This is a genomic window from Blastochloris tepida, assembly GCF_003966715.1.
Lineage (GTDB): Bacteria > Pseudomonadota > Alphaproteobacteria > Rhizobiales > Xanthobacteraceae > Blastochloris > Blastochloris tepida.
The window spans coordinates 2,286,374-2,311,720 of the sequence record NZ_AP018907.1; the positions used below are offsets into that span (position 1 = coordinate 2,286,374).

Annotated in this window: 23 protein-coding genes, 1 tRNA gene and 1 pseudogene; 18 read left to right on the top strand and 7 right to left on the bottom strand. The window is 68.1% G+C overall.

The features are described from left to right. Window positions 1-425 precede the first annotated feature (425 nt). The 4 genes from BLTE_RS10595 to BLTE_RS10610 form a co-directional block, all read right to left on the bottom strand. On the bottom strand, window positions 426-1,202 hold the full coding sequence (locus tag BLTE_RS10595; RefSeq protein WP_126400284.1) for a MetQ/NlpA family ABC transporter substrate-binding protein: 777 nt from the start codon (window positions 1,200-1,202) through the stop codon (window positions 426-428). Between the two features lie 76 nt (window positions 1,203-1,278). Then, window positions 1,279-1,890, bottom strand: coding sequence for a methionine ABC transporter permease (locus BLTE_RS10600; RefSeq protein ID WP_425290299.1), 612 nt, complete (start codon window positions 1,888-1,890; stop codon window positions 1,279-1,281). Window positions 1,891-1,954: 64 nt separating this feature from the next. Next, window positions 1,955-3,067: a methionine ABC transporter ATP-binding protein gene (locus tag BLTE_RS10605; RefSeq protein ID WP_126400290.1), complete on the bottom strand. Its 1,113-nt coding sequence runs from the start codon at window positions 3,065-3,067 to the stop codon at window positions 1,955-1,957. Window positions 3,068-3,805: 738 nt separating this feature from the next. Continuing rightward, window positions 3,806-4,917 (bottom strand): IS3 family transposase gene (locus BLTE_RS10610; RefSeq protein ID WP_126400293.1). Its coding sequence is split into 2 segments (ribosomal slippage): window positions 3,806-4,665 and window positions 4,665-4,917, totalling 1,113 coding nucleotides; the frame shifts between segments, so codons are not numbered across the junction. 88 nt (window positions 4,918-5,005) lie between these two features. Here BLTE_RS10610 and BLTE_RS10615 point away from each other — a divergent pair. From BLTE_RS10615 to BLTE_RS10630, 4 genes and pseudogenes are all read left to right on the top strand, one after another. Then, window positions 5,006-5,581, top strand: a pseudogene (locus BLTE_RS10615) (hypothetical protein); the annotation flags it as partial. A gap of 155 nt (window positions 5,582-5,736) precedes the next feature. Then, entirely contained in the window at window positions 5,737-6,768 is a 1,032-nt protein-coding gene (locus tag BLTE_RS10620; protein ID WP_126400296.1) for an ABC transporter substrate-binding protein, read from the top strand. 68 nt (window positions 6,769-6,836) lie between these two features. Then, window positions 6,837-7,610: an ABC transporter permease gene (locus BLTE_RS10625; protein WP_425290300.1), complete on the top strand. Its 774-nt coding sequence runs from the start codon at window positions 6,837-6,839 to the stop codon at window positions 7,608-7,610. Next, complete coding sequence (locus BLTE_RS10630; RefSeq protein WP_126400299.1) at window positions 7,598-8,362, top strand: ABC transporter ATP-binding protein; 765 nt, start codon at window positions 7,598-7,600, stop codon at window positions 8,360-8,362. The genes BLTE_RS10625 and BLTE_RS10630 overlap by 13 nt, the downstream gene beginning before the upstream one ends. A 75-nt stretch (window positions 8,363-8,437) precedes the next feature. Here BLTE_RS10630 and BLTE_RS18105 read toward each other — a convergent pair whose 3' ends face one another. Further along, entirely contained in the window at window positions 8,438-8,596 is a 159-nt protein-coding gene (locus BLTE_RS18105) for a hypothetical protein (protein WP_160140583.1), read from the bottom strand. A 130-nt stretch (window positions 8,597-8,726) separates the two neighbouring features. Here BLTE_RS18105 and BLTE_RS10635 point away from each other — a divergent pair, with 130 nt between their 5' ends. After that, entirely contained in the window at window positions 8,727-9,359 is a 633-nt protein-coding gene (locus tag BLTE_RS10635; protein WP_244599956.1) for a tyrosine-type recombinase/integrase, read from the top strand. Between the two features lie 38 nt (window positions 9,360-9,397). Here the strand turns inward: BLTE_RS10635 and BLTE_RS10640 are convergent. Continuing rightward, window positions 9,398-9,471 (bottom strand) — tRNA-Gln (locus BLTE_RS10640). A 731-nt stretch (window positions 9,472-10,202) separates the two neighbouring features. Between BLTE_RS10640 and BLTE_RS10645 the strand changes: the two genes are divergently transcribed. The 13 genes from BLTE_RS10645 (at window position 10,203) to BLTE_RS10695 (ending at window position 21,871) form a co-directional block, all read left to right on the top strand. After that, window positions 10,203-11,219, top strand: coding sequence for a hypothetical protein (locus BLTE_RS10645; RefSeq protein WP_126400303.1), 1,017 nt, complete (start codon window positions 10,203-10,205; stop codon window positions 11,217-11,219). A 20-nt stretch (window positions 11,220-11,239) separates the two neighbouring features. After that, window positions 11,240-11,845 (top strand): hypothetical protein, encoded by a 606-nt coding sequence (locus BLTE_RS10650; RefSeq protein ID WP_126400306.1) that lies wholly within the window; start codon window positions 11,240-11,242, stop codon window positions 11,843-11,845. Between the two features lie 324 nt (window positions 11,846-12,169). Beyond that, window positions 12,170-12,316 (top strand): hypothetical protein, encoded by a 147-nt coding sequence (locus tag BLTE_RS18110; protein WP_160140584.1) that lies wholly within the window; start codon window positions 12,170-12,172, stop codon window positions 12,314-12,316. 424 nt (window positions 12,317-12,740) lie between these two features. Beyond that, the gene (locus BLTE_RS10655) at window positions 12,741-14,480 is read left to right on the top strand and encodes a PqqD family peptide modification chaperone (protein WP_126400308.1); all 1,740 of its coding nucleotides are present in this window, start codon (window positions 12,741-12,743) and stop codon (window positions 14,478-14,480) included. A gap of 10 nt (window positions 14,481-14,490) precedes the next feature. Next, window positions 14,491-15,258: a class I SAM-dependent DNA methyltransferase gene (locus BLTE_RS10660; protein ID WP_160140585.1), complete on the top strand. Its 768-nt coding sequence runs from the start codon at window positions 14,491-14,493 to the stop codon at window positions 15,256-15,258. Next, a complete protein-coding gene (locus BLTE_RS10665; RefSeq protein WP_126400314.1) occupies window positions 15,259-15,834 on the top strand; it encodes a GAF domain-containing protein in 576 nt (191 codons plus the stop codon). After that, the gene (locus BLTE_RS10670) at window positions 15,782-16,075 is read left to right on the top strand and encodes a PqqD family peptide modification chaperone (protein ID WP_126400316.1); all 294 of its coding nucleotides are present in this window, start codon (window positions 15,782-15,784) and stop codon (window positions 16,073-16,075) included. The genes BLTE_RS10665 and BLTE_RS10670 overlap by 53 nt, the downstream gene beginning before the upstream one ends. Window positions 16,076-16,446: 371 nt before the next feature. After that, window positions 16,447-17,130, top strand: a complete 684-nt coding sequence (locus BLTE_RS18115; RefSeq protein ID WP_160140586.1) for a phosphoenolpyruvate carboxykinase (ATP) — start codon at window positions 16,447-16,449, stop codon at window positions 17,128-17,130. A gap of 2 nt (window positions 17,131-17,132) precedes the next feature. After that, window positions 17,133-17,975: a class I SAM-dependent methyltransferase gene (locus tag BLTE_RS18120; RefSeq protein ID WP_160140587.1), complete on the top strand. Its 843-nt coding sequence runs from the start codon at window positions 17,133-17,135 to the stop codon at window positions 17,973-17,975. Between the two features lie 11 nt (window positions 17,976-17,986). Beyond that, complete coding sequence (locus BLTE_RS10680; RefSeq protein WP_126400323.1) at window positions 17,987-18,985, top strand: ABC transporter ATP-binding protein; 999 nt, start codon at window positions 17,987-17,989, stop codon at window positions 18,983-18,985. A gap of 124 nt (window positions 18,986-19,109) precedes the next feature. Then, window positions 19,110-19,898 carry an ABC transporter permease gene (locus tag BLTE_RS10685; RefSeq protein ID WP_160140588.1) on the top strand — a complete coding sequence of 263 codons (789 nt, stop codon included), beginning with the start codon at window positions 19,110-19,112 and terminating at the stop codon, window positions 19,896-19,898. A gap of 25 nt (window positions 19,899-19,923) precedes the next feature. Continuing rightward, window positions 19,924-20,727, top strand: coding sequence for an ABC transporter permease (locus BLTE_RS10690; protein WP_160140589.1), 804 nt, complete (start codon window positions 19,924-19,926; stop codon window positions 20,725-20,727). Further along, window positions 20,708-21,871: a hypothetical protein gene (locus tag BLTE_RS10695; RefSeq protein ID WP_126400332.1), complete on the top strand. Its 1,164-nt coding sequence runs from the start codon at window positions 20,708-20,710 to the stop codon at window positions 21,869-21,871. The genes BLTE_RS10690 and BLTE_RS10695 overlap by 20 nt, the downstream gene beginning before the upstream one ends. A 56-nt stretch (window positions 21,872-21,927) precedes the next feature. On the opposite strand, the gene BLTE_RS10700 is transcribed toward BLTE_RS10695, so the two are convergent. Then, entirely contained in the window at window positions 21,928-25,221 is a 3,294-nt protein-coding gene (locus BLTE_RS10700; RefSeq protein ID WP_126400335.1) for a PAS-domain containing protein, read from the bottom strand. Between the last annotated feature and the right edge of the window lie 126 nt (window positions 25,222-25,347).

Here is a 25,347-nt window from a genome sequence, read left to right on the forward strand (position 1 = left end):
CGAGGCACCCGGCCGCTCCGCGGGACGACGCAACGAGGTGTCGGATCCGGCTAGCGCCGACAGCTTGCGGTAACAAAGCTCACGGGGCTTCTCCTGTTCTAATCCGGAGACCCACGAAATCATCGTGGCGCTTTAGCGTTTGGTGTCGCGGCGCAAGCTGCTCCGTCAAATCCCGCGACCGGCCGAGGCCGATGCCACATGATCCCGTCTTCGCGGTATCGCGTCAACGAAAGCGAATCCCAAAGTTCGCCGAGATCGGGGAATGGACTTGTTTCGATTGCGGCTCGGAAGGAGGATTCTTGAGGCCCTGCCCGCCGATCCAGACATGCAGCGCTGGCCACGCCGACGGAAAGCCCCATCCAAAGCAGAACGCCCCCGGTTGCACCGGGGGCGTTCCGCACAAGCTTCCGGGGAGAGACCGCAGCCTACCACGCTGCAACGTAGGCACCCTTGAACTTGTCGGCGATGAATTGCTTCACCGCGTCGCTGTGATAGGCCTTCACGAAGGTCGCGACCCAAGGCTTTTCCCGGTCCTCCTCGCGCACGACAATGATATTGACCCAGGGCCCATCCGCCGTTTCCTTCAGTATGGAATCCTTCACCGGATCGAGTCCGGCCTGGACGGCATAGTTATTGTTGACGGCGGCGGCATCGACATCTGGCAGCGAGCGCGGCAGTTGCGCGGCATCGAGCTCGATGAACCGGAACCGCTTCGGATTGCCTGTGATGTCGGCGACGCCGGCGGTGACACCCGCGCCCTCCCGCAGCTTGATGATGCCGTTCGTGGCGAGAAGCTGCAGCGACCGGGCGCCGTTCGTCGGATCGTTCTGTATCGCGACGGCCGCGCCCGAGGGCAGATCGTCGAAGCTCTTGTACTTCTTCGAGTAGAACCCCATGGGCGAGGCGATGGTGTCGCCCACCTTGGCCAGTCGCCAGTCGGTCTTCGCAAGCTGGTTCTTCAGGTAAGGCTCATGCTGGAACGAGTTGATCTCGATGTCCTTCTGCGCCAGCGCCTGATTGGGAATGACGTAGTCCGTGAACTCGACGACCTTGACGTCGAGCCCCAACTTCTTCGCCTCCGGCACGACCTGTTCCAGGATTTGCGCATGAGGGCCGGCGGTGACTCCCACGCGAACGGTCTCGGCCACGGCGGAGGTCGTGAGGAGCGCCGCAACGGCGGCCGACAGGAGAAATTTCTTCATCGCTTGAACTCGATTTGACTTCGACTGTGATCGGGGTTTGGCAGGCGGCCCTATGGCCGCGACCGCGTGTGGATGCTCACTCCCGTCGGGTACGGCGGTCGAGCCGGCGGGCCAGCGTGTCGCCGAACGACTGCACGAACTGAACCAGGGCGATCAGGATCACCACCACCGCCAGCATCACCTCCGGCATGAAGCGCTGATAGCCGTAGCGGATGCCGAGATCGCCCAGACCGCCGCCGCCAACTGCGCCCACCATCGCTGAATGCCCGATCAGGCTGACCAGCGACAGCGTAAGTCCAAGCACGATCGCCGGCATCGCCTCCGGCACCAGCACCTTGCGCACGACCTGGAGCGGTGTCGCGCCCATCGCACGGGCTGCCTCGATCAGACCCGGATCGACCTCGCGCACGGCGCCTTCGACAATGCGGGCGATGAACGGCGTCGCGGCGATCGTCAGCGGCACGATCGCCGCCGAGGTTCCGATCGACGTGCCGGCAACGAGCCGAGTGAACGGAATGATCGCCACCACCAGAATGATGAATGGCGTCGAGCGGGTGGCGTTGACGACGGCGCCGAGCACCGTATTGGCGACCGGCGCCGCGAAGATCTCGCCGCCGCGCGAGGTGGCAAGGAACACGCCGAGCGGCAGCCCCAGCGCCGTCCCGAGAGCGCCGGCAACCCCGACCATATAGAGAGTGTCGATCAGCGAGGCGACGATCTGATCGACGATGGCAGCGGGAAGGAGAAGACTTTCAAGCGACATGACCGAGAACCTCCGTCGACAGATGGAGCCGTCCGAGCGCGTTGCGCACGGCATCGACGGTCACCGGATCCCCGGGCACCGCGACGATCAACGTGCCGAACGACCGGCCGGCAATGGGCTCGATCTGGCCGGCGAGAATATTGACGTCGATTCCCAGGAGGCGGGTGACGCGCGACAGAACCGGCTCGTCGGCATTGGGACCGGTGAAGACGATGCGCAGGACCGTACGTCCGCCGGGGATCGGCTCGGAGACGAGACGCGACCGCAGATCCTCCGACAGCAGTGCGCCGGTGACCGATCCGACGAAGTTGCGGGTGGTTTCGTGCTCCGGATGGGCGAACACCTCGAAGGTCGAGCCCTGCTCGACCACCCGGCCCCGGTCGAGAACAGCAACCCGGTCGGCGATCGATTTCACGACACTCATCTCGTGCGTGATCAGCACGACGGTGAGGTGAAGCTCCCGGCGAATGCGGGCGATCAGCGCCAGGATCTGCTGCGTGGTCTCGGGATCGAGCGCCGAGGTTGCCTCATCACACAGGAGCACTTTCGGACGGATGGCCAGCGCGCGGGCGATCCCGACGCGCTGCTTCTGACCGCCGGACAGTTCGCTGGGATAGCGATCGCGCTGTGCCGACAGGCCGACCAGGTCCAACAGCTCGTCGACCCGAGCGGCGATGTCGCGGCGCGGCCAGCCGGCGATTTCCAGCGGCAGCGCGACATTCGCGGCGGCGGTCCGCCGCGCCAGCAGCGCGAAGTGCTGGAACACCATGCCGATCGTGCGGCGGGCGGTTCGCGCGGCGCTCTCCTCAAGATCGGAGATGGTGACGCCGTCGATCAAGACCCGTCCCGAGGTCGGTCGCTCCAGCGCGTTGACAATGCGCACCAGTGTCGACTTGCCGGCGCCGCTGCGGCCAATGATGCCGAGAATTTCGCCGGCACCGACATCGATCGACACGTCGTCGAGGGCGGTGACCGGGGCCGCATCGCTGCGCGGGCGGTAGACCTTGCCGACGCGGTCGAGCCGGATCACCGGATCGGTCCTGGACACCCCCTGCCGCGCGGCGCTGTCCGCCACCGGAATCACGGAGGAATGTGCGTTCATGAATGACTCCTGCGCGCGCCCGCGAGGGGAGCACGCTCAGTTTGACGGGAAAGGAATGGCTTGCGGCCGGGTTCGCGGCCGGCAGCAACGGACTGCGCTATTTCAGCGACAACAGGCTGTGGGCATCATGTCACACCTCTTCCGGCGGAGACCCACGAACCAGAGGACATAAGAATCCAAGTCCGGGGCGCTTTAGCGTTTGGTGTCGCGGCGCAAGCTGCTCGACTCAAATCACCGCGGCTCGCCGTTCCTGACAGCGCGAGCACGCTTAGGATGAGGGTTTGCCGCCGGACGTCAAGCACGATCCTGCGCGAAATCCGCCGATTCGGCGGTCGGCCCGTCAAATAGCGAAGACACTCTCCTGCGCCGCATCCGCGGCAAACGGGCGTTCTCCCGGGGCGCCCTTTCGGAGGACGACCTTCCCCGGGACGGATCCCTCCGCACGACGACAGCCGCGGCGGACGCCCAAGCGGCAGGTTCGGCCAACATCGTCGCATCGGCCTCCGTTGATGCGGAGGAGGCGCCAACATAGCGAAGGAAACCGCACGCCTTCGCCAAGTTTGCCTTGTCACATCCCCGACGCGATCTAACGTGGTCGTGACGTTTGGCGTGACGACCACCACGTCGAGCCGCACACACTGGAAAATCCGACTTTCGCGGACATGCAGACTGGGACCATTGCGCCGCTTCGCGGCGCGGGGTGCGGCCGTGCTGACATGCTCCCCATTTTCCTGCCGGTCATAAGTTAGGCCCGGCTGCGGTTTGGTCCCGTTGGGACCGGGTGGCGAACGTCGACGGCGCAAGACCGCCGAGGCTCGAATGGGGTCTGACGGTGTTGTAGTCGGTGCGCCAAGCCTCGATGATCCGCCGCGCCTCGGCCAGCGAGGCGAAGGCGTGCTCATTGAGGCATTCATCGCGCAGCCGGCCGTTGAAGCTCTCCACGAAGGCATTCTGGATCGGCTTGCCGGGGGCGATGTAATGCCATTCGATCCCGGTGTCCTCGGCGAAGCGCAGGATTGCCCGGCTCACGAACTCCGTGCCGTTGTCGGAGACGATCATGCAGGGACGACCGCGCCGGGCGATCAGCTCGCCGAGCTCGCGCACGACGCGGGCCCCGGAGAGCGAGGTGTCGACCACCGCGGCCAGGCACTCCCGCGTGAAGTCGTCGACGACGTTCAGCACCCGGAAGCGGCGCCCATCGTCCAGCGCATCGGAGACGAAGTCCAGGCTCCAGCGCTGGTTCGCCCCCTGCGGCACCGCCATCGGCGCCCGCGTACCCAGGGCCCGCTTGCGGCCGCCACGGCGGCGCACCGCCAGCCGCTCCTCCCGGTAGAGCCGGTAGACCTTCTTCAGGTTCATTCGCATGCCCTCCCGCCGCAGCAGGATCGCCAGCCGCCGATAGCCGAACCGGCGGCGCCCGTTGGCCAGCTCCCGCAGGCGCACCCGGACGGTCGCGTCACCGCCCGTCTTGCGCCGGCCCTGGAAGCTCGACCGATCCACCCCGATCAGCCCGCAGGCCCGGCGCTCGGAGTAGCCGTGATCGGTGATCACGCGCTCCACCGTCGCGAACCGGGCTGCAGGCGAGATCAGTTTTTTCTCAGCAGGTCCTTCAGCACGGCGTTGTCGAGCATCTGCTCGGCCAAAAGCTTCTTCAGCCGCCGGTTCTCCTCCTCGAGCGAGCGCAGCCGCGCCGTCTCCGAGGCCGTCATCCCGCCAAACTTGGCCTTCCACTTGTAAAGCGTCGCGTCGCTGATCCCGTGCTTGCGGCACACATCCTGGGGCTTCATCCCAGCCTCGTGCTCCTTCAGCACCGAAATGATCTGCTCCTCGCTGAAACGGCTTCGACGCATGGTCCATCTCCTCGTCGATGGACCCAACTTATCCCTGGCCGGAAATCAGGGGAGCACGTCAGTGCATGCAGCATGAAGGGCAGCATCGATGGCTGAGGATACCGAAGTTCGCAGAACGCTTTCGGAAGGGGCCGCACGGCAACTCGCCAACGCCACCAAGACGCGCGCGCAATGGCCCGGGATAACACCACGCTGGCTCGTCAGCTTCCTGCCGTGGACGCCGGTGGAAGCCGGCATCTATCGCCTCAACCGCGTCAAGGAGGAGGAGACGGCGGCGAGGATCGACGTCGAGTGCAGCCCGCGTCGCGACCGCGATCCTGATCTGCCGGAGACCTTCGTCGATTACGAGGAGGCACCGCGCGAATATTCGCTCAACGCCATCACCACCGTGCTCGACGTGCAGACCCGCGTGTCGGATCTCTACAGCCACCCCTACGACCAGATTCAGGAGCAGCTTCGCCTGCTGATCGAGAAGGTGAAGGAGCGCCAGGAATCCGAGCTCATCAACAACGCCGAGTACGGCCTCCTCAACAACATCGCGCCCTCCCAGCGCATCGGCACCCGCAACGGGCCGCCGACCCCCGACGATCTCGACGAACTGATCACCAAGGTGTGGAAGGAGCCGGCGTTCTTCCTTGCCCATCCCAAGGCGATCGCGGCGTTCGAGGCGACCCATCTCCAGATCGGCGTGAGCGCAGAATTTCCATCCCCTTCATCTGCCCGCAGGAGAAGGGGATTGCATTATTCGGCGCACGTCTTGCCGATCCGGGAAATGGCATTCTCTATTTGGCCAGCGACGCAATTCGAACGGAGCCATTCATGACCCTATCCCGCCGCACGCTGCTTGCCGCTGGCCTTGGCGCGGCCGCCATGCCCGCGCTGTCTTACGGACCGGCACGGGCCGCGAGCATTCCATTGCGGGCAGGCGTCATCCCGATCATCGGCGCCTCGCCGCTGTTCGTGGCCGACAAGGAGGGTTGGTTCAAGGACTCCGGGCTCGACCTCACCGTCACCACCTTCCAGTCCGGGCCGAACACCATCCAAGCGCTCGCCTCCGGCACCATCGACCTCTATGTCGCGGGCATTGCCCCACTCGGCGTCGCGCGCTCGCGCGGCATCGACATCAAGGTGGTCGCCGCCACTGCCACCGGCGAGAACGTGTTCGTCGCCACGCCGCAGCTCGCCGCCCATTTCACCGAGGGCGTGACGCCGGCAGAGGCCTTCGCGCGGTTTCGCGACGCAACCGGCAAGCCGGCGCGTCTCGCCACACAGCCATCCGGCTCGGTGCCCAACACCACGCTGCAATATTGGCTGTGGGAGCGCATCAAGGCCGATCCCGGCGACGTCGAGATCGTGGCGATGGGCATCGACGCCACCCAGCAGGCCGTGCTGGCCGACGCGGTGGAAGGCGCCACCGTGCGCGAGCCGGCACTCACCATCATCCGCAAGACCAACCCCGCCGTGCGCCTCATCGCGGTCGGCGACGAGCTGTTCCCCGGCCAGCCCGGCACAGTGGCGGCCGTGTCGGGCGCGTTCCTCAAGAGCCATCCCGGTGCCGTCGAGGCGCTGGTTGGCGCCCTGATCAAGGCCGAGGCGCTGATCACCCGCGATCCTGCCCGCGCAGCGCCACACGTCGCTGCCGCACTCGGCCCCGGCATCGTCGATGTCGAGACGGTGACGGCCGCCCTCACCTCGCCGGCCAGCAAATTCTTGATCGATCCGCGGCAGATCATCGGCCCGGCCAAGGCGATGCAGAGCTATCAGGTCAAGCTCGGCTCGCTCGCCGAGGATGCCCCACTCGACGCGCTGTTCGATACCAGCTTCTTCGAGAAGGCGAAGGCAGCCGGGTGACTCATTCCGCGAATTTCGAGCGCACTGACGCGCACGAGCAGACGGCGGTGCCAGCGGCCCGCCGCCTGATCGATCCGCTTCGCAGGGCCTCCGCCTCGCTCGGTCCGACCGGGCTCGCCGCGGCCGGCCTCGTGATATTCTTGCTGGTGTGGGAGGCCTTTCCCCGCTTCGGGCTGGTGAACCCGATGATGCTGCCGGGGCCGAGCGCCGTTCCCGCAGCGTTCCTGCGCGAGCTGCGGTCCGGCCAGTGGCTGTCGGCGGTCAGCGCCAGCCTCAGCCATTATTCGCTCGGCCTCGTGCTGGGGGCCCTGCTCGGCATCGCGCTCGGTGTGCTGACCGGCATGTTCCGGCGCGTCGAGGACGCGACATCCTGGATCGTGCGCGTGCTGCGGCCGATCCCCGGTCTCGCCTGGGCGCCATTCGCCATCATCTGGTTCGGTGTCACGCCCACGGCCGCGGTGTTCATCATTGCAGTTGCGGTGTTCTGGATCGTGTTCTTCGCCGCCCATGGCGCGATCCGCACCGTCGACCGCGACCTGATCGAGGTGGCCGACGCCTTCGGCTTCCGTTCGGCGCCGGCGCGCCTCGTCAAGATCCTGCTGCTGGCCGCCATGCCCGGCATCCTGGTCGGCATGCGTACCGCGCTCGGCCAGGCCTGGATGGCGGTGGTGGCGGCCGAGATCTTCGGCGTGCCGGGGCTCGGCCATCGCATGATCGAGGCCTCGGCCCTGCTCGCAACCGAGCTTGTGGTGGTCTACATGCTCACCATGGCCGCGCTCTACGGCCTGCTCGACTCCCTGTTCGTCACCCTCAACAATTGGCTGCTGCGATGGAAAGCGTGATCGAGATCGACGGTCTGTCGCTCGTCTACAACCGCGATGGCCTCCGCAACGAGGTGCTGCGCGGCCTCGACCTCCGGATCGCGCGTGGTGCCTTCGTCGCCATCGTCGGCGCATCCGGCGTCGGCAAGTCGACGCTGCTGCGCGTGCTGATCGGCCTCGCCGAGGCGGCTGCGGGTACCGTTCGAATCCGTACCTCGCCCGCCGCGCACCAACCGGTGGCGCTGGTGTTCCAGGATTCGCGTCTTCTGCCCTGGCGCACGGTGCTCGCCAATGTGGCGTTCGGCCTCGAAGGCCGCGGCCTCTCGCGCAGCGAGCGGGCCACGCGGGCGCTGGACGCGCTGCGCATCGTCGGCCTCGCCGAACTCGCCGCACGCTGGCCGCACCAGCTTTCGGGTGGTCAACGCCAGCGGGTGGCACTGGCGCGCGCGCTCGCCGTCGAGCCCGAGGTGCTGCTGATGGACGAGCCGTTCTCCGCGCTCGACGCCATCACCCGCGAGTCTCTGCAGGACGAACTGGTGCGCATCTGGCAGGAGACCGGCAAGACGGTGCTGTTCGTCACCCACGACATCGAGGAGGCGACCTATCTCGCCGACCGCGTTGTGGTGCTGGCCGGCGCCCCCGGCCGCGCCGTCGCCGACATCGCGATCGACGCGCCGCGTCCGCGCGCGCGGAGCGGCGGCCCGCAGGCGCTGGTTGCCGACATCCGCCACCATCTCGGCGCGGACAGCCTGATCGACGGCGCCGCCATCTGACCGCCCGCAAACCATCCTTCCCGGCGCCTCATGTCGATCCGGTGCGGGCCCCGAGGCGATGTCCCGCCCCAGCGGTCACGCACTGCGGCTGACCACCGTGGTGTAAATGCGTTCGAGCAGCACCAGCGCCCCGCGGCAGCCGACATAGCTGCGCGACAGAACGACCTCATAGGAGGCCGGGAATCCTGACAGTCCCGGCTGAAGAATTGCACCGGTTACGGGCGCGAGCTGCACGCCCCCGCCACTGCTGCGCTCGGCACCGGGCGCGCGCCACACCCGCGGCCTGTTCCTCGAATGGCGGGACCGTCTCGCGGCGAAGTCGCGCCGGCAGGCCGATTATGCTTGGCAGGTACTCGCCCGCGTCTTGTCCTGGGCGATGGGCCGCGGCCTGATCGGCACCAATCCCTGCGAGAAAGGCGGCCGTCTCTACCGCGGCACCCGCGCCGAATTCGTCTGGACTGACGACGATGAAGCCGCCTTCCTCCGGGCCGCGCCGGCGCATCTGCACCTGCCACTGATCCTGGGGCTGTGGACCGGCCAGCGGCAGGGCGATCTGCTCCGGCTCGGCTGGAGCGCCTACGACGGCACCACGATTCGCCTTCGCCAGTCCAAGACAGGCGCCAGGGTGGTGATCCCGGTGGGCGCGCCGCTCAAGGCCGCGCTGGACGCCACCCCGCGCCGGGCGACGGTGATCCTGACCAACAGCGATGGCCACGCCTGGACGGCGGACGGTTTCCGGTCATCGTGGGGAAAAGCCTGCGCCAAGGTCGGCGTGACCGGCGTCACGTTCAACGACCTGCGAGGAACCGCCGTGACGCGGCTGGCACTGGCGGGGGCGACGGAACCGGAGATCGCGACCATCACCGGGCACAGCCTGCGGGACGTTCGGTCGATCCTTGACGCCCACTATCTGCACCGGGATTCGGCCCTCGGGGAGAGCGCGATCCGGAAGCTGGAGGCTGCAAGCCGCAAACCGGATTTCAAACCGGAGGGTTAGGCGTCAGGTTGGCGATGCGCTAACCTATTGAAACTTAGTGGCTGGGGGACCTGGATTCGAACCAAGACTAACGGAGTCAGAGTCCGCTGTTCTACCATTAAACTATCCCCCACCAAACCGGCGATCAGGCTTGCCGCGTCCGCGACGCAAGAGGCAGCCGTCCTGCGTGCCGGTTCGATGATTTGGCCGATATAGCGACTTGGCCGTTTGTCGTCCACCCCCCGCCCGCGCGTTTTCACTGCCTCGTCGGCCCCGGGACCGGCGGCACGGCCCGCGACGGGCGGCGGGACAGCACGCCCGGTCGTGATTGGAGCATTCTCCGCGAACGTGGGGATCGGTCTTGCGACAGAGAATGCGCCAACTCAACAACTTGGAGCGTCCGCCCGGCTCAACCGGATCGGCGGATGCGCCTGGTTTGCGGCTTCGCCGTCGGGATGTCACGAACAGTCTCGCAGGAAACCATGTGGTATCAGCGTCCTCGAACGCTGACGCGTGGCACCGAGTTGACGCGCGGCGCCGAGCTGACGCGTAGCGCCGACATGGGGCCGTTGGCCCTTGTGGATTTTCCCAGCGGAAACCATACGGTTTCCGGGCGATTCCTCCGGGATGCTGGAATCGGCCTCGCCGGGCTCCCCTTGTTCGACAAGGGGATTTTCGGCGGCCGGACCACGGCTCGAAGGCCTTCCCGGCCGGAAACCGTATCCAGGATTTCAGAAAATCCGCGGCCGGGCCCAACGGTCGGCGATCGCCGCTGCCGGTGTGATGCCGGCCGCGGCATCCCGCAAGGAACGCGGCACCTGCACGCGAAGCGGCACCCGCACGAGAAGATGAGGCCAGACGACCATGACGGACCCCACACGATCGGCCGCTGACGATCCCAAGGCGCCGCTGCAGTGGGAGATCGACGTTCCGGTCGCCACCAATCCGCTGCTGCTCGCCAGCTATGCCAAGCTGTTCGGCCTCACCGCGCTGATCATGGGCGCGTTTCTGTCGTTCCTGATGGCGGTGAGCGGCAGCCCGGACGCGATTCCGATGATGGTGGCGATCAGCGCCGGCATTTCGCTGGCGCTGTTCGTGGTCGGCGTGCTGGGCATGGCGGTGATCTACCGCAACCGCATGAGCATGCGCTTCACGCTCGACCGGCGCGGGGTGCGGGCCGAGACCATCGACCGCCGGGCCGACCGCGTGGCGACCGCCACCATCGTGCTCGGCGCGCTGACCGGCAAGCCCGGCGCGGTCGGCACCGGGCTGATCGCCAAGAGCACCGCCGACCAGCGCGCCGCTTGGCGCGGCATCGTCAAGGCGCGCTTCTATCCGCGCCTCAACGCCATCGCGCTCGGCAATGCCTGGCGCACGGTGATGATCGTGTTCTGCCCGCCGGAGCACTATGAGGCGGCAGCCGAGCGGGTGCGCCGCGGCATGGCGCGCCACCCGGCGCCGGCCAGCACCCGCAGCAGCCCGGTCGGCGGGCTGCTGCTGCGCACCGCGCTGGTGGTGGCGGCGACTCTGCCGCTGTTCACGCTGCCCTACCCGGCCGAGATCGATCCGTTCGCGCCGCTGTTCACGCTGTGCTTCGCGCTGGCCTCGGTGTGGCTGATCCCGCTGCTCAGCGTGGCGGTGATCGGCGGGGTCGGCTGGATCGCCGGCCACATTGTGCTGGCGATGCTCGACCAGCGGCGCTCGATGTTCTCGCCGCACGAGATCTACCGCGCCTATGAGGTGGCGGGCGGCGACGTGTGGGCGCACCTCGCGCTCGCGGGGCTGGGCGGTTTCTATCTGGTGTGGCTGTCGCTGGCGCTGCTGCGCGGCCGCGTCAGCTCGGGACTGGCCGGCGATCTCGCCCAACTCGACGACGATTGACACGGTTTCCGGAGCCTCGCATGAGACGCCCTGCCCAACTGCTTCTGCCGCTGGCGCTGACCGCGCTGATGGTGCTGGCGGCCCCCGTCCAAGCACAACAGACCACACAACAGACAACGCAGGCGACCGGCACCCCGGAAACCGGCGTGTGGACCTATGGCGAGCACCCGCTGTGGGGGCTGTCGGCCTATGTCACGGCCGGCGGCGAGAGCGTCGGCCTGCGCTGCCTGCCCGATCGCGGCTTCACCCATCCGGCGGTGGCGCTGATGCTCACGCCCGGACTGGTGCGGCCGCACGCAAACTTTCCTCCCACCGAGGCGATTCAGCGCTACCGGTTCGTCGGCGATCCGGGGATGGGCGAAGGCATGATCGCGCAGGCGCCGGGCGGCCATTTCGAGATGCAGGGCACGACCTGCGACGTGAGCCTCGACTCCTTCCGGGCGGCGCGCGCGCTGCTGTTCTATGACGAGACCGCCGACGTGATGGCGCTCGACGACGCGACCGCCGAGCGCGCCCCCGGGCTGATCGCGCGCATCCCGCTCGACGGCGCCAAGACGGCCATCGACCGGCTGGTGCGGGCCTGCCCGGCGATCCGCAAGGACATCGAGAACGGCTGCGGCATCTAGACCGAACATGTCCGGGCCAACCCCGCCCCAACGGCTCCCGGCGGCGAGGTGTTTTCCTCGTCGGCGCGTCGGGATCAACCTTGCTGAAGGCAAGTTTCTACCTGTTGTTGCAGTCGGGCAGCCGAGTATTGGCGCATCCCCCGCGGCGATGTTCCGGCAAGAAGGGAACGGCCCTCGCCCCAAGCGTGCAGAAGAATCACCGGGGCGCGGAGAGCAGGCGGTCGCCTGCCGGGCCGGATGTCTGCCCGTTGTTGATTCACATCAAGGCCTTTTGCCCCACTTGTGGTAGTCTATTGGTCTTCTCCCGCGCAGAAGGAGGACGCCATGAAGACCAATGAAGCGCCCAAGACCAAGGCCTATGTTCGCCCGACCATGCGGACCGTGGTCACGCCCAAGGAAATCCGCGATATCGACCAGCCCTGCGCCTTCTACAGCCCGGGCGAGCGGAAGAAGAAGAACCCCAACAAGTGATGGCGCATGCGGTGCTCCGGCCAGCGGGCTGGAAACCGCATGATCCCGCAGGGATAGGCGCCCCACGACGATCCGTCTTCGCTGCCGGGCAGCGTTGTCCCGATGATCGGGGCGCTGGGTGGAGAGCCGGATTGCGGGGTTTCGGTGCGGGGCCGGCGACGGCCCTGCATTTTCGCTGTGGCGCCGGTCGGGAACTCGCCGGATGCGGCACTGCGCCGGCATCGCGCGGCGTTGCGTTGGCGTGGCGCGACACTGCACTGGCGTTGCGAAGCACTGCGGCGGCATTGCGCGACACTGCGTTGGCGTGGCGCAGCGTTGCGAAGCCGGACCGTGAGGCGCGCCGGGCGCGTGGCCGCGGCATCCCGATTCGTCGCGAGGGCGAGGCGCGCATGCCGCCTCCGGGTCGAACGCGAAGTTGCGTGCCATGACATCTGATATTTCGAAGTCATCTGATATTTCGAAGTCATCTGATCTTTCGAAGTCGTCCAGCTCTTCGAAGTCATCCGGCGTTTCGGATTCCTGTCCGGCGGCCCGCGCCGGCCACCTCCACGCCTTCTCCGTCGCGGGCCGGGACTATCTCGTCAACGGCTCGACCGGGCAGGCGTTTGCCGCGGGCGAGGCCAGCCCGAGCCGCGCCGCCTTGAGCCGGGCCGCCTTGGACGACCTCGAGGCCTTCGGCCATCTCGACGCCATCGCCCCCGCCGAGGACGGCGCGCCGGACGAGACGCTGCCGCCCACCGGCATCGGCTCGGTGCTTCTCAACGTCACCCATCACTGCAATCTGGCCTGCGCCTATTGCGTGATGGCGATGCCCGACCTGCAGCACGCCTATCGCGACGAGGCGCAGTCGCTGCGCGAGGACACCGGCCGCGCCTGCATCGATTTCCTGGCCCAGGCGGGCTATCGCGACGGCGTCAGCATCACCTTCTTCGGCGGCGAGCCGCTGCTGAAGTTCGATCTCATCGTGCGCCTCGTCGACTATGCCGAGGCGACCTATCCTGACCGGTTCCGCTATCAGCTCATCACCAATGGCTGCCTGATGCGGCCGCCGATGTACGACTTCTTCCGCCGCCACCGCTTCTCATTCCTGTGGAGCCTCGACGGCGAGCCGGAGGTGCACGACCGGCTGCGGCGCTTCAAGAAGGACGGGGGCTCGGTGTTCGCCGAGTCGTTCGCCGCGCTGCAGGCGTTCCGCGCTGCGTGCCCGGAGTGCCCGGTCGGCGTCAACATCACCTATTTCCGCCAGACGCTGGACCTGCCGGCGGCCGTGCGGTTCTTCCGCAGCCACGGCATCGATGCCATCCGCATGGATCGCGGTCTCGTGCCGCGCGAAAGCCCCCACGCGGTGGGGCTCGACGAAACCGCGCAGGCGAAGGCCCAATTGACCGAGGTTGCGGACGATTATCTGGCGGCGCTGCTGCGCGGCGAGGTGTTCAGCCTCAACCCGTTCGTCAACTACATGCGGGTGATCTCGAAACGGCTGCCGCGCACCCGCGCCTGCAATGCCGGGCTCGACTACGTCACCATCGCCGCCACCGGCGAGATCTATTCCTGCTACAAGCTGCTCGGCCTCGACGACTGCCGGCTCGGCGATGTCGATGAGGGCTACAGCCGCGATGCGTCCCTGAAATTGTGGGAGCGGCTGAATGTCGGCCAGCGGCCGGGCTGCAGCGCCTGCTGGGCGCGCTTCATCTGCGCCGGCGGCTGCGCCGCCGACAACCGCCATCTCAACGGCTCCTACACCGAGCCGACGCGCGAGAACTGCGCCATCGCGCTGCACGCCATCGAGCTCGCGATCCACCTCTATTTCACGCTGGTCGAGGCCGCGCCGCAGGTGCTGAAGGCGCTGCTCGGCGCCGAGCACCTCGCCGGGGACGACCGCCCGGTGCGCTGCGACGCGGTGCGCGCGGGCGCCGATGGCATGGTGGAGAATGCCGAGACCGGCGCCAGCTATCGGCTCAACGAACCGGCCGCGCTGATCCTGTCGCTCTGCGACGGCGCGCATGCGCTCGACGACATCGCCGCCCGCCTCGCCGATCGATACGATGTGCCCGGGGCGCTGGCGGCGATGGATTGCCGCGAGCAGATCTTCCGCATGGCCAAGGCCGGGCTCGTCGCCGTTCCGCCGGGCGAGGCCGACGGCTCCGCCCACCGGCTGGTTTGAGGTTTCCGCCGTGACCCATGATTACGCCGCGAGCTACGAGCGCAATTTCGGCTTCTTCAAGGACTATTCGCGCGAGGCGGTCTTCCTCGACCATGTGTTCAAGACCTTCGGCACCGATGTCGAGCGGGTGATCGACATTGCCTGCGGTCCGGGCAGCCACATCGTCGAGTTGGCGCGCATGGGCTATCGCGCGGCGGCCGCCGACATCGATCCGGCGATGCTCGCGCGCACGCAGGGTGCCGCCGCCGAGCACGGCATGACCATCGACACCCATGTCGCCGACATGCGCAACTTCCGGCTCAGCGGCCGGTTCGATGCCGCGCTGAACATGTTCTATTCGTTCCAGAACGTGCTGTTCGCGCCGCAGCAGCAGATCGGCTTCTTCCAGGGTGTGGCGGCGCTGCTGCGGCCGGGCGGGCTGTTCGTCATCGAGCTGCTGCCCGAGGAGAACAATCTGCGCCTCTATCCGCCGGGCGAAAGTTTCGTCACCCATCGCGCGGTCGAGGAGGACGGCTCGACGCTCACCGTCACCTCGACCAGCCGCATCGTCGACGAGACGAGGAAGGACATCGTCTTTCTCTACGAGACCGTGCTGCCGGACGGCAGCTTCGAGCACGAGGAGCTGATCTCGCCCATCCGCCGGGTGTATCTTCCCCAGTTCGAGGCGCTGTGCGCGGCGGCGGGGCTGGTACAGGTCGCGGCCTTCGGCGCCTGCGATTCCGACGTGCCGTTCACCGACGACAGCGCCAAGCTGGTGGCGGTGCTGGAGAAGGCCTGAATGGGAGACGCGCTCGCCGCCCGCTATCAGGCGCTGGTGCGCACGCTGCCCGCCGATGCCGCGGGCCTGCATGCGCTGGGCTTGGCGCTGCGCCAGGACTTCGGCTGCGACCGCGCCACGCTGTTCCTGAAGGCGCGCCACGGCGTCTATGTCGCCATCTATGCCGAGGGGCTGGAGGACATGACGCTGGCGGTGAAGCCCGGCGAGGGGCTGGCCGGCAAGGCGGTGCAGCGGCGGGCCGCCATCGTCTCCAACGAGGCCCCCTACGACCCCGACGCGCTGAGCCGGCTGCGCGACCACTATTCCGGCTACGAGACGCATTCGGTGATGGTGGCGCCGATCCCCCGCCTGTTACGGGCGCCGGAGGGCGCGGTGCAGCTCATCAACAAGCTCACCGGCCCGTTCACCGACGACGATCTCGCCCGCCTCAGCGCGGTGGCGAACGGGCTGCGCGGCCTGCGCCGCTTCTGCCGCGCGCCAGCCGAGAACCTCTGGGATCCGCATCTGCACAGGGAGAGCAGCGATGGCCGCGCGCCAGCAGATCAAGCCGTCCTTGCTGATCACCGAGAAGGATGACCAGCTCTTCGCGCTCGACACCGAAAGCGGCCGGGTGCACGAATTCAACGTCACCGCCAAAATGATCCTGCAGCTCTTCCTGGAGCCGCGCGACGAGGACGAGGCGGCCGCGGCGTTCGCACGCGCCTTCGACATCCCGCACGCGCAGGCGCTGGAGGATGTGCGCACCATGCTCGCCCAGTTCCGCGCCAATGATCTGCTGCTGCCCGACAGCGAGGCCGCGTGCCGCGCGAGCACCTAGAGCATTCTCCGCAAAAGTGGGAACCGGTTTTGCGAACGAGAATGCGACAACTCAAGAAATTGGAGCGTCCGCCTGGTCCAATCGGACCAGCGGGCGCTTTGACGATTATGGTCGGCGATTGCGCCTACGGCCTTGAGAGCACCTCGCCCGAGGCGCTGGCGTTCTTCCGCCGCGCCTATGCCGCCTGCCTGCGGCCGGCCGGCGGCGAGGCCGGCCGTTTCACCTTACACCAAATGCCAAGAAGCCTCCCTCGTCATGCCCGCGCTTGCAGCCAAGCTTGCGCAGGCTGCGAATACTTGCCTGCGCGCGGGCATCCACGACTTGAAACGTCATTTGGAAATAAGACGTGGATGGCCGGGACAAGCCCGGCCATGACGGCGGCATTTCAGTGGCAAGGCCCGCAAGCCATAGAACCATGCGACGAAGGCTGGCTGGTGTGCATCGACGGCGCGGCGTTCGCCCGTGCGCCGCTGACCGAGGCCATGCATCTCCTCGATTGGGAGATGGTGCGGCGCGCGGTGAAGCAGGACTCATCCTGCGCCGCCTTCCATGCCGGCTGGGTGGTGCGCGACGGTCGTGCCTTCCTGTTCGCCGGCGAGGGCGCGAGCGGCAAGAGCGGGCTGTGCCTCAAGGCGATGATGCGCGGCTTCCGCTGCGGCGCCGAGGACGTGACGTTTCTTGCCGGCAACCGGCTGGTGCCGTTTGCCCGCGCCATCCAGCTTCGGCGCGACGATCCGCTGCTCGACGGCATCCACTCCGCCCGGTTGTTCGAAGGCTGCGATGGGCGGGTGTGCGTCGAGGTGCGCCCCGAGGAAGCAGCCGTCGAAACGTCGGCCGCGACGTCGACCGTGGTGGTGCTCGATCCCACGGCCGATGGACCGGCACGGACGCTGTCGCCGCTCGAAGGGTTGCAGCGACTGCTCGGCCTGTGCCACCGGCTGGACCGCACCGGCCAGACGCTGTTCGACACCATCGCCTCGCTCGCCGCGGCCGGGCGCGTGCTGGTCGCCTCGCCCGCCGCGGCGCTCGCCCTGCTCGATCCGCCGGAGGTTTGATCGTGACCGACCGCATGCTCGATCCTTCGATCCGCCGCAGCGCCACCGAGGCGTGGTACGTGTCGGGCCGCGCCTCGCAGCGCGACCGCTACGCCCATTGCCTCGACATGCTGGCAGCCCGCCTGCCCGCCCCCGGCCTCGTCTATGATCTCGGCGCCGGCACCGGCCATTTCGCCCGACTGCTCGCCGCCCGCGCGGCGCAGGTGGTCGGCATCGAGCGCCTGCCCGAGCGCGTGCAGATCTGCCGCGCCACCCAGGCGGACGTCGGCAATCTCAGCTTCATCGAGGGCGACGTGCTCGACCTCGATCTGCCCGCCGGCACGGCGGACGCGGTGTCGGCGCTCGAAATGCTCTATTATGTCGCGCCGGAGACGTGGCCGCGTTTCTTCGACACCGTCGCCCGCCTGCTGCGGCCCGGCGGCCTTTTGCTGGTAAGCCTCAACGTGTTCTCGCAGGAGGGCGCGGCGGGTGAGACGGAGCTTCTCGACGCAGTGAGTGAGCGCTTCCGTATTGTCGAGACCCGCCACATGCACCGCATGCACTATTATCGGCTTGAACTGCCGCTGATCCGCCTGCTCGACGAGATCACCTATCTGGAGCGCGTGAAGGTGTTCTATCCGCACACGCTGTCGATCGGCCACACGGTCTATTCGCCGCGGCTCGACAGGCTCTTGCTGCCGCCCAACCGGCTGCTCGACCGCGTTGCGCTGCCGGCCCTGCGCCGCGCGGCGCTGGCGCTGCTTGGTTCGCGCAGCCTCTATCGTCTCATCACCGGGGCCTCGCGCCGGTTCAGCCCGCAGGCATCGCGCAGCCAGATTCTCGTGCTCGCCGAGCGAAAGACGTGAGAGCCACGCGCATGGCGCCCGTGATCCAGGCCGAAAACCTGCGCAAGACCTACCGCATCCGCCAGCAGCGGCCGGGGCTCGGCCACGCGATCCGTGCGCTCATCCGCCCCGATTGGATCGAACGCGCCGCGCTCGACGGCATCTCGTTCGAGGTCGCGCAAGGCGCGATCGCCGGGCTGATGGGCGCCAATGGCGCCGGCAAATCCACGCTCATCAAGCTTCTGGTCGGCATCATGCCACGCGACGGCGGCACGCTGACGGTCGCCGGGCTCGATCCCTTCCGCCAGCGCCGGAACTATGTGCAGCGCATCGGCGTGGTGTTCGGCCAGCGCTCGAATTTGCTGTGGGATCTGTCGGTGGTGGAGTCGTTCGAGCTGCACCGCGCCGTCTTCGGCGTGGCGCGCGCCGACTATGAGCGCCGGCTTGCCGAGCTTACCGAGCTGTTCGAGCTTGGCGAGCTGCTGCACCAGCCGGCGCGCACATTGAGCCTCGGCCAGACCATGCGTTGCGCCGTGGCGCAGGTGCTGCTGCAGCAGCCCGACATCCTGTTTCTCGACGAGCCGACCATCGGCCTCGACGTGGTGTCGGTGGAGCGCCTCGGTCAGGCACTGAAGCGGCTCAATGCGGCGTTCAACACCACCATCGTCATCACCAGCCACGACCTCGCGATGATCGAGGACATCTGCTCGCAGGTGATCCTGCTGGAGGACGGCCGCATCCTGTTCGACGGCACCGCGCGTGCCGCCGTCGAGCGCTACGGCCGCTATCGCCGGCTGCGCTTCGTGTTCCCGCCCGGCGCCGACATCGCCGCGGCGGCGGCCTTCCTGCAGGGCCGCGGTGTCGCCGTCACCGTCGATGGGCCGGAGCTTTGCGGTGTGGTCGACGCCGAGGCCGGCATGGTCGGCACCTGCGCGGCGCTGGTCGATGAGCTGACGCGCCGCCATGCGCTCGCGGAATTCTTCGTCGAGAAACCCTCCCTCAAGGAGGTGATCCTGCATGCCTACCGTTAGAGCATTCCTCGCAAAAGTGGGAACCGGTTTTGCGAAGGAGAATGCGACAGCGCAAGAACCTGGAGCGTCCGCCCGGTTCAACCGGATCGGCGGACGCTCCCGACAGGCGCTGTTCGCCCGCTACATGGTCGGGCGCACCGCCATCAAGGAGACGCTGTGCTATCCGGCGGACGTGGTGATCGAGTTCGTCTCCTATCCGCTCGCCTTCATGGGCTATTTCTTCTTCGTGCTGGCCATGGCGGCGCACGGCGGGGCGATCGGCGGTGACGCCGCCGGCACATCGGTCTCGGCGCTCATCACCTATTTCTCGATCGCCTGGATGCTGCGCATGATCGTCGACCAGGGCGTCGACGGCGATGTCGCGGCCGAGGTGCAGAGCGGCGACGTGGCGCTGGCGCTGGTGCGGCCGCTGCCGCTTGCGGGCTTCTTCTTCGCACGCTTCGTGGGGCTGGGCCTCGCCCGCCTCGTCTATTACGGCGTGCCGGCGTGGCTGCTGCTGACGCTGCTGTTCGGCGACGAGATCCGCTTCGAGCCCGCGCGGCTGGTGTGGTTCCTGCCCTACGCCGTCATCGCCTTCCGCATGGCGTTCGAGATCCAGTTCGCGATTGGCCTCGTGTCGTTCTTCACCTTCGTCAACCAGCAGGTCTCGTGGAGCTTCGACATGCTGGTGCGGCTGGCCTCAGGGTTGATCGTGCCGCTCAGCCTGTTTCCGCCCGTGGTGGCGGTGTGGCTGGAGGCTTTGCCGTTCCAGTACATCTATTACCGGCCGATCCAGGTGCTGTTGGAGCCCGCTCCCTCCAACGTGCTTCTTTCCGGGCTTGCGATCGGTGCGGCCTGGACGCTGGCGCTGCACCTTCTCAATCGCGGCGTGCTGGCGCTCGCGCTGCGCCGCCACGTCATCTATGGAAGCTGACGCATCCGCACCACACGGACCCCGCATGCGCGCACTCGCCCTCCTGCCCGTCTTCCTGGCGCTGCATCTCAAGGTGATGCTGCAGTACCGCGCCGATTTCGTCATGGGTGCGGTGGGGCAGATCATCTACACGCTGCTCAGCGTCGCCTTCATCGGCGCGGTGATGATGCCGGGCACCGCGCTCGACGGCTGGCGCTTCTGGGATGTGATGTTCCTGCTCGGCTTCGGCGATGTCGCCTTCGGCCTCAGCGCCATCCTGTTCTTCCGCGTCTTTCTCAGCTTCGAATCCGTCTACATCATCCAGGGCCGGCTCGATCAGCTTCTGCTGCAGCCGCTGCCGGTCCTTCCGGCGTTGATCCTGCGCAATATCGACCTCAACCATCTGGCGGTGGTGATCAAGGGCCTCGTCGTCGTCGCGGTCGCCGCGCACATGCTGGATCTCGCCTGGTCGGCGGCGAGACTGGCCGAGTTCGCGCTGCTGGCGGCAAGCGCCGCCACCATCTATGGCGGCCTCTACATCGCTTTCGTGTCGCTGGGCTTCTGGTTCCGCCGCCGCGCCTCGCTGGCGCGGCCGGTGCTGAGCCTGAACTACCTCACCCAATATCCGCTCACCATCTATCCCGGCCCGGTGCAGGTGCTGCTCACCTTCGTGCTGCCGCTGGGCCTCGCCACCTTCTATCCGGCGCAGAGCTTTCTCGGCATCGCCGCGACGAATGGCGTGGCGGAGGTCGCACCGTGGATGATGCCGCTTCTCGCGTTGGCGGTGGCGGCGTTCGGCGCCGGCGTGTTTCATCTGGGGCTCAGGCGCTATGTCAGCTCCGGCACCTGAGAGGACCGCGATCGTCTACACGCTGACGCGGCCGGCGCGAGACCGGCTGCATGTCGCGGCACACATCGCGCCGGCATCGCCGGTGAGCGTTCTCACGATGCGCGAAGCCTACGGGCCGGCGCGTGGCTTTGCCGGCGGCATCGCCGATCTCGTGGTTTCGGGCGCGGATGCGCGCGCCGCCGCCGAGGCGGGTCGCGTCCTGGTCGCGGCGGCCGAGCCCTTCACCCTCGCCTATGACTGCGTGCTGCCGGATTATGCGGATGCCGTCTCGCTGCTGCGCGGTTTCCGCCGCGGCGATACGCTGTTCGTGCCCGGCATGGCGCTGTTCCACCGGCTGCATGGCGAGGCGGATTGCGCGGTGCGCCTCGATATTCCCGATGCCCGGACGATCGGGCTCGACCCTTCGCGCAGGCACCATGACGGCGGGGCGTTGGAGCGCTGCTATTTCGCCATCGGCGATGTGGTGATGCGCGCCTGCGGCCGCACGCTGTTCGTGCATGAGCGCGGCTTTCCGTTTGCGCTGGACGATCTCGCCGGCATCTGGCCGCGTCTGATGGCCGAGGCCGAGCGCCTGTTCGGCGAGGCCGCGCCTGCGGATTGGACGGCGTGCCTCTTTGCCTCAGGCGAGCATCCGCCCGGCCGGCCCGGCGCCGGCTTCGCGCTGCCGGGCGGCGCGCTGGTGTCGGTGAGCGCCGGCGACGACACGCTCGCCACGCCGCACACGCTGTGGCTGCTGCTGCATGAACGCCTGCACCACTGGCTTGGCTGCGCGATCGGCCGCGCCGGCCCGGCCGACGATTGGTTCTTCGAGGGCTTCACCAATTTCCTCACCTGCGAGGCGCTGCAGCGGGCGGGCCGGCTGTCGCGTCCCGAACTGGCGCGGCTGGTGCGGCTCAGCCGCCGCGCCGTCCGTGAAGCGACTGCGTCGATCGAGCCGCCGCTGGCGCATCGCGGCTTTCTCGCCGCCCGGCGCTGGCACGCGGCGCTGGTGCGCCAGGGCGCGGCGCTCCCCGAAATTCTGGCGCGGCTGGTGGCCGCACGGCGCGGCACGATGCTTGGCGGTGCGGACCTGCTGGCGGCGCTGGCACAGGCGAGCCCCGATGGCCATGTGCCCGAGGCGCTGCGCCGGCTGGCGGAGCAGTGAAGAGGTCTGGAGCATTCTCTTTCGCAAAACCGGCATCCCGTTTCGCGGAGAATGCTCTACAGCGCCAGCGTCCGGATGGTGGCGGCGAGGTTGATCGCGGTGGCGGGCTGCGGCCGGTCGAACAGATAGCCCTGCGCCTGGGTGCAGCCGGCGGCCCGAAGCAGCTTGAGCTGCTGCTCGGTCTCGACGCCTTCGGCGGTGGTGGCCATGCCCAGGCTGCGGGCGAGCCCGGCGATGGCGCAGACGATGGCTGCACAGTCCGGCCGCTCGGTGATCTCGCCGACGAACGACCGGTCGATCTTGACCTTGTCGAAGGTGAACATCCGGAGGTGGCTCAGCGACGAATAGCCGATGCCGAAATCGTCCAGCACCACCGAGACGCCGAGGCTGCGCAGCCGGCGCAGCTCGGCCAGGATCTCGTCGTCGTGCCGCAGCAGCACGGTCTCGGTCACCTCGATCTCGAGGCGCTGCGGCCTCACGCCGTGCTGCGTCAGCGCGCGGGCGACGCTGTCGAACAGCGTGCGCTTCTTGATGTGGCTCGGCGAGATGTTGACGGCGACCTTGACGTGGTCGGGCCACCGCGCCGCATCCCGGCAGGCGCGCTGGATCGCCCATTCGCCGAGTTGCACGATCAGGCCCGAATCCTCGGCGATGTCGATGAAGCGGTCCGGCGTCATGAAGCCGCGGGCGGGGTGCGGCCAGCGGACCAGCGCCTCCATGCCGCAGACGCCGCCATCGGCCAGCGACACGATCGGCTGGTAGTGCAGCTGCAGCGCATCGTCGGCGATGGCCTCGCGCAGCTCGCATTCGATCCGGCAGCGGTCGTGCGCCTCGCTGTCGAGCGCCTTGTCGTAGATGCGGAAGTCGTTGCGGCCGCCGCCCTTGACCTTGTAGAGGGCGAGATCGGCATTGCGCAGGAGCTGGTCCACCTTGTCGCCGTCCTGGGGCGCAATCACGATGCCGATGCTGGCGCCGACGGTGGCGTGGCGTCCTTCCAGATTATAGATCTCGCCCAGCACGGCGATGAGCCGGGTGGCGAGCGCAATGGCGCCTTCGCGCTGGTGGGGCACGCTGTCCTGGAGAATGGCGAACTCGTCGCCGCCGAGCCTCGCCACCACGTCGCCGGCCCGCACCTGCTGGCGCATCCGCTCGGCCACCATCTGCAGCAGGCGGTCGCCGGCCGCATGGCCGAGCGTGTCGTTGACCGCCTTGAAGCGGTCGAGGTCGATCAGGAGCAGGCCGACGTTTTCGCCGCGGCGGGCGGCGCGGGCGATCGCCGTTTCGACATGCGCCTTGAAGGCGGTGCGGTTGGCGAGGCCGGTGAGCACGTCGTGGTGGGCGAGATGGCTGATCTGGCGGGCGATGCGCTCGCGCTCGGTGACGTCCTCGTGCGTCGACACCCAGCCGCCCTCGGCGATCGGCGTGTTGACGATAAGGATGGAGCGTCCGTCGGCCAGCCGTACGGTGGTGCTGAAGGCGCGGCCCTGGCCGATCTCGCGCCGCAGCTCGCTCACGAACTCCTCGAAGCCGGGATCGCCGCCCATCCGGCGGCGGCAGGCGAGGATCGACTCGACACTGGCGCCGGCCTTCACGATGTCGGGCGACAGCCCGTACATCTCGACATAACGGTCGTTCCACACCATCAGCCGGCCTTCGGCGTCGAACATCGTCAGGCCCTGGCTCATGTGGGCGAGCGTGATCTGCAGCGCCGCCGACTTCTCGCGAGCGCGGCGCTCGCTGTCGCTCAGCAGCTTCTCGGCCGCCCGGCGCGCGGTGATGTCGACATAGGTGGTGATGAAGCCGCCGCCGGGGATCGGCGTGCCGCGCACCTCGATCACCGTGCCGTCCGGGCGCAGGCGCTCGAACATGTGCGGCTCGGCCCTGCGGGCCAGCTCCAGGCGCGCGCGCACCTGCTCGTCCGGATCGCCGGGGCCGTATTCGCCGCGCGCCGCATTGACGCGGAAGATCATCTCCAGCGTCGGCAGGCCCTCGGCGAACAGCGCGTCGGGCAGGTCGAGCAGCGTGCGGAACTGGCTGTTGCAGGCCACCAGATTGAGGTCGGCATCGAAGAACGAGATGCCGCCGGGAAAATTGTCGACCACCGCCTGCAGCGTCGCCGACTGGCGCTTGAGCTCGCTGACATCGACGCGCAGGCCCACCGTGTAGCCGGAGGGCGTGCGCCACTCGCGCAATTGCAGCCAGCGGCCGCCGGGCAATTGCTGGAGGGCGTCGCTGCAGCGCTGGCGGTGCAGCCGCAGGCGCTCGTCGAACCAGGCCGCCCTCTGGGCGTCGGTCTCCCCGGCCTGGGGGTACTGGCCGTTGCGCAGGCCGTAATACAGGATGGTCTCGAAGCGCTCGCCGGGGCGGATCGCCTCGGCCGACAGCGAATAGATGTCGCGATAGGCGTCGTTGCAGATCAGCAGCCGGTCGTTGCGGTCATAGACGGCGAAGCCGTCCGGAATCGCGGCGATCGCCTCGCTCAGCACGTCCTGCGCCTGCTTGCGGGCGGTGATGTCGGAGAACGAGGTGACCACCCGCGAGGGCATCGCGTCGCCCTGCTCGAAGATCGGCTCCGAATTGACCGAGATCCAGGTGATGGTGTCGTCGCCGCGGCGCAGCCCCATCACCACGTCGCGATGCTCCAGGCCGGTGGCCAGCGTGGCCATGGCCGGGAACTCCCGCACCGGAAAGTCGCTGCCGTCTTCGCGGATCGCCTGCCAGCGGAGCTTTCCGGCGACGAGCGTGTCATGGCTGAGGCCGAGGATGCGCTCGGCCGCCGGGTTGGCGGACACGATGCGCCCGCGCCCGTCGAGCACGAGAATGCCCTCGCCCAGCGCCATCATGGTCGAGCGGTAGAGCGCCTCGCTGCGGCGGTAGGCCTCCTCCACCTGCTTGCGCTGGGTGATGTCGATACCGATCGCGGTATAGCCGGCCGCGCCATCCCCGCCCCGCCGCGCGGTGACGGTGACGTCGGCCCACACATGGCCGCCCGCGGCGGTGCGCAGGCAGAGATCGCCCCGCCACGTCCCGGCGGATGCCAGCGCCCGGCGCATCCGGCGCACGGCCGCCGCGGCGCGGGCGAGCGACACGAACGCGCGAAAGCTGCGGCCGGTCAGGTCGGCGCGGGCATGGCCGCTGATGTCGCAGGCCTTGCCGTTGACCTCAATGATGCGGCCCTGAGCGTCGGCCACCACCACGAAGGCGGTGGCGTTCAGCGCATCCAGCAGGTGTGCGGAGTCGCCGGCCGGCGGAGCGCCGGACGGCGGCGTGCAGGGTCCCTCCCCGGCCTTCGGCGGCGGGGCGCAGATGGCGTCGTCGTTCGCCGCACCGATCCTGGGATTCGCAGTCACCGTCCGTTCCCGCGCCCTTGCCGCCGCACGAAATCAATCGCCGTGCAGTTTCGATCGCCGCGCAGTCGCCGGCCGGACGTCCTCTCGAACGTCATTTCGGGATATGGACTGCAACAAGCCTTGTTA

Bases quoted from the DNA above. Each gene is read 5' to 3' on its own strand.
- BLTE_RS10595 (WP_126400284.1), bottom strand. From the start codon at position 1,202: ATGAAGAAATTTCTCCTGTCGGCCGCCGTTGCGGCGCTCCTCACGACC.
- BLTE_RS10600 (WP_425290299.1), bottom strand. From the start codon at position 1,890: ATGGTCGGGGTTGCCGGCGCTCTCGGGACGGCGCTGGGGCTGCCGCTC.
- BLTE_RS10605 (WP_126400290.1), bottom strand. From the start codon at position 3,067: ATGAACGCACATTCCTCCGTGATTCCGGTGGCGGACAGCGCCGCGCGG.
- BLTE_RS10620 (WP_126400296.1), top strand. From the start codon at position 5,737: ATGACCCTATCCCGCCGCACGCTGCTTGCCGCTGGCCTTGGCGCGGCC.
- BLTE_RS10630 (WP_126400299.1), top strand. From the start codon at position 7,598: ATGGAAAGCGTGATCGAGATCGACGGTCTGTCGCTCGTCTACAACCGC.
- BLTE_RS10645 (WP_126400303.1), top strand. From the start codon at position 10,203: ATGACGGACCCCACACGATCGGCCGCTGACGATCCCAAGGCGCCGCTG.
- BLTE_RS10650 (WP_126400306.1), top strand. From the start codon at position 11,240: ATGAGACGCCCTGCCCAACTGCTTCTGCCGCTGGCGCTGACCGCGCTG.
- BLTE_RS18110 (WP_160140584.1), top strand. From the start codon at position 12,170: ATGAAGACCAATGAAGCGCCCAAGACCAAGGCCTATGTTCGCCCGACC.
- BLTE_RS10655 (WP_126400308.1), top strand. From the start codon at position 12,741: ATGACATCTGATATTTCGAAGTCATCTGATATTTCGAAGTCATCTGAT.
- BLTE_RS10665 (WP_126400314.1), top strand. From the start codon at position 15,259: ATGGGAGACGCGCTCGCCGCCCGCTATCAGGCGCTGGTGCGCACGCTG.
- BLTE_RS10670 (WP_126400316.1), top strand. From the start codon at position 15,782: ATGGCCGCGCGCCAGCAGATCAAGCCGTCCTTGCTGATCACCGAGAAG.
- BLTE_RS18115 (WP_160140586.1), top strand. From the start codon at position 16,447: ATGACGGCGGCATTTCAGTGGCAAGGCCCGCAAGCCATAGAACCATGC.
- BLTE_RS10680 (WP_126400323.1), top strand. From the start codon at position 17,987: ATGGCGCCCGTGATCCAGGCCGAAAACCTGCGCAAGACCTACCGCATC.
- BLTE_RS10685 (WP_160140588.1), top strand. From the start codon at position 19,110: ATGGTCGGGCGCACCGCCATCAAGGAGACGCTGTGCTATCCGGCGGAC.
- BLTE_RS10690 (WP_160140589.1), top strand. From the start codon at position 19,924: ATGCGCGCACTCGCCCTCCTGCCCGTCTTCCTGGCGCTGCATCTCAAG.
- BLTE_RS10695 (WP_126400332.1), top strand. From the start codon at position 20,708: ATGTCAGCTCCGGCACCTGAGAGGACCGCGATCGTCTACACGCTGACG.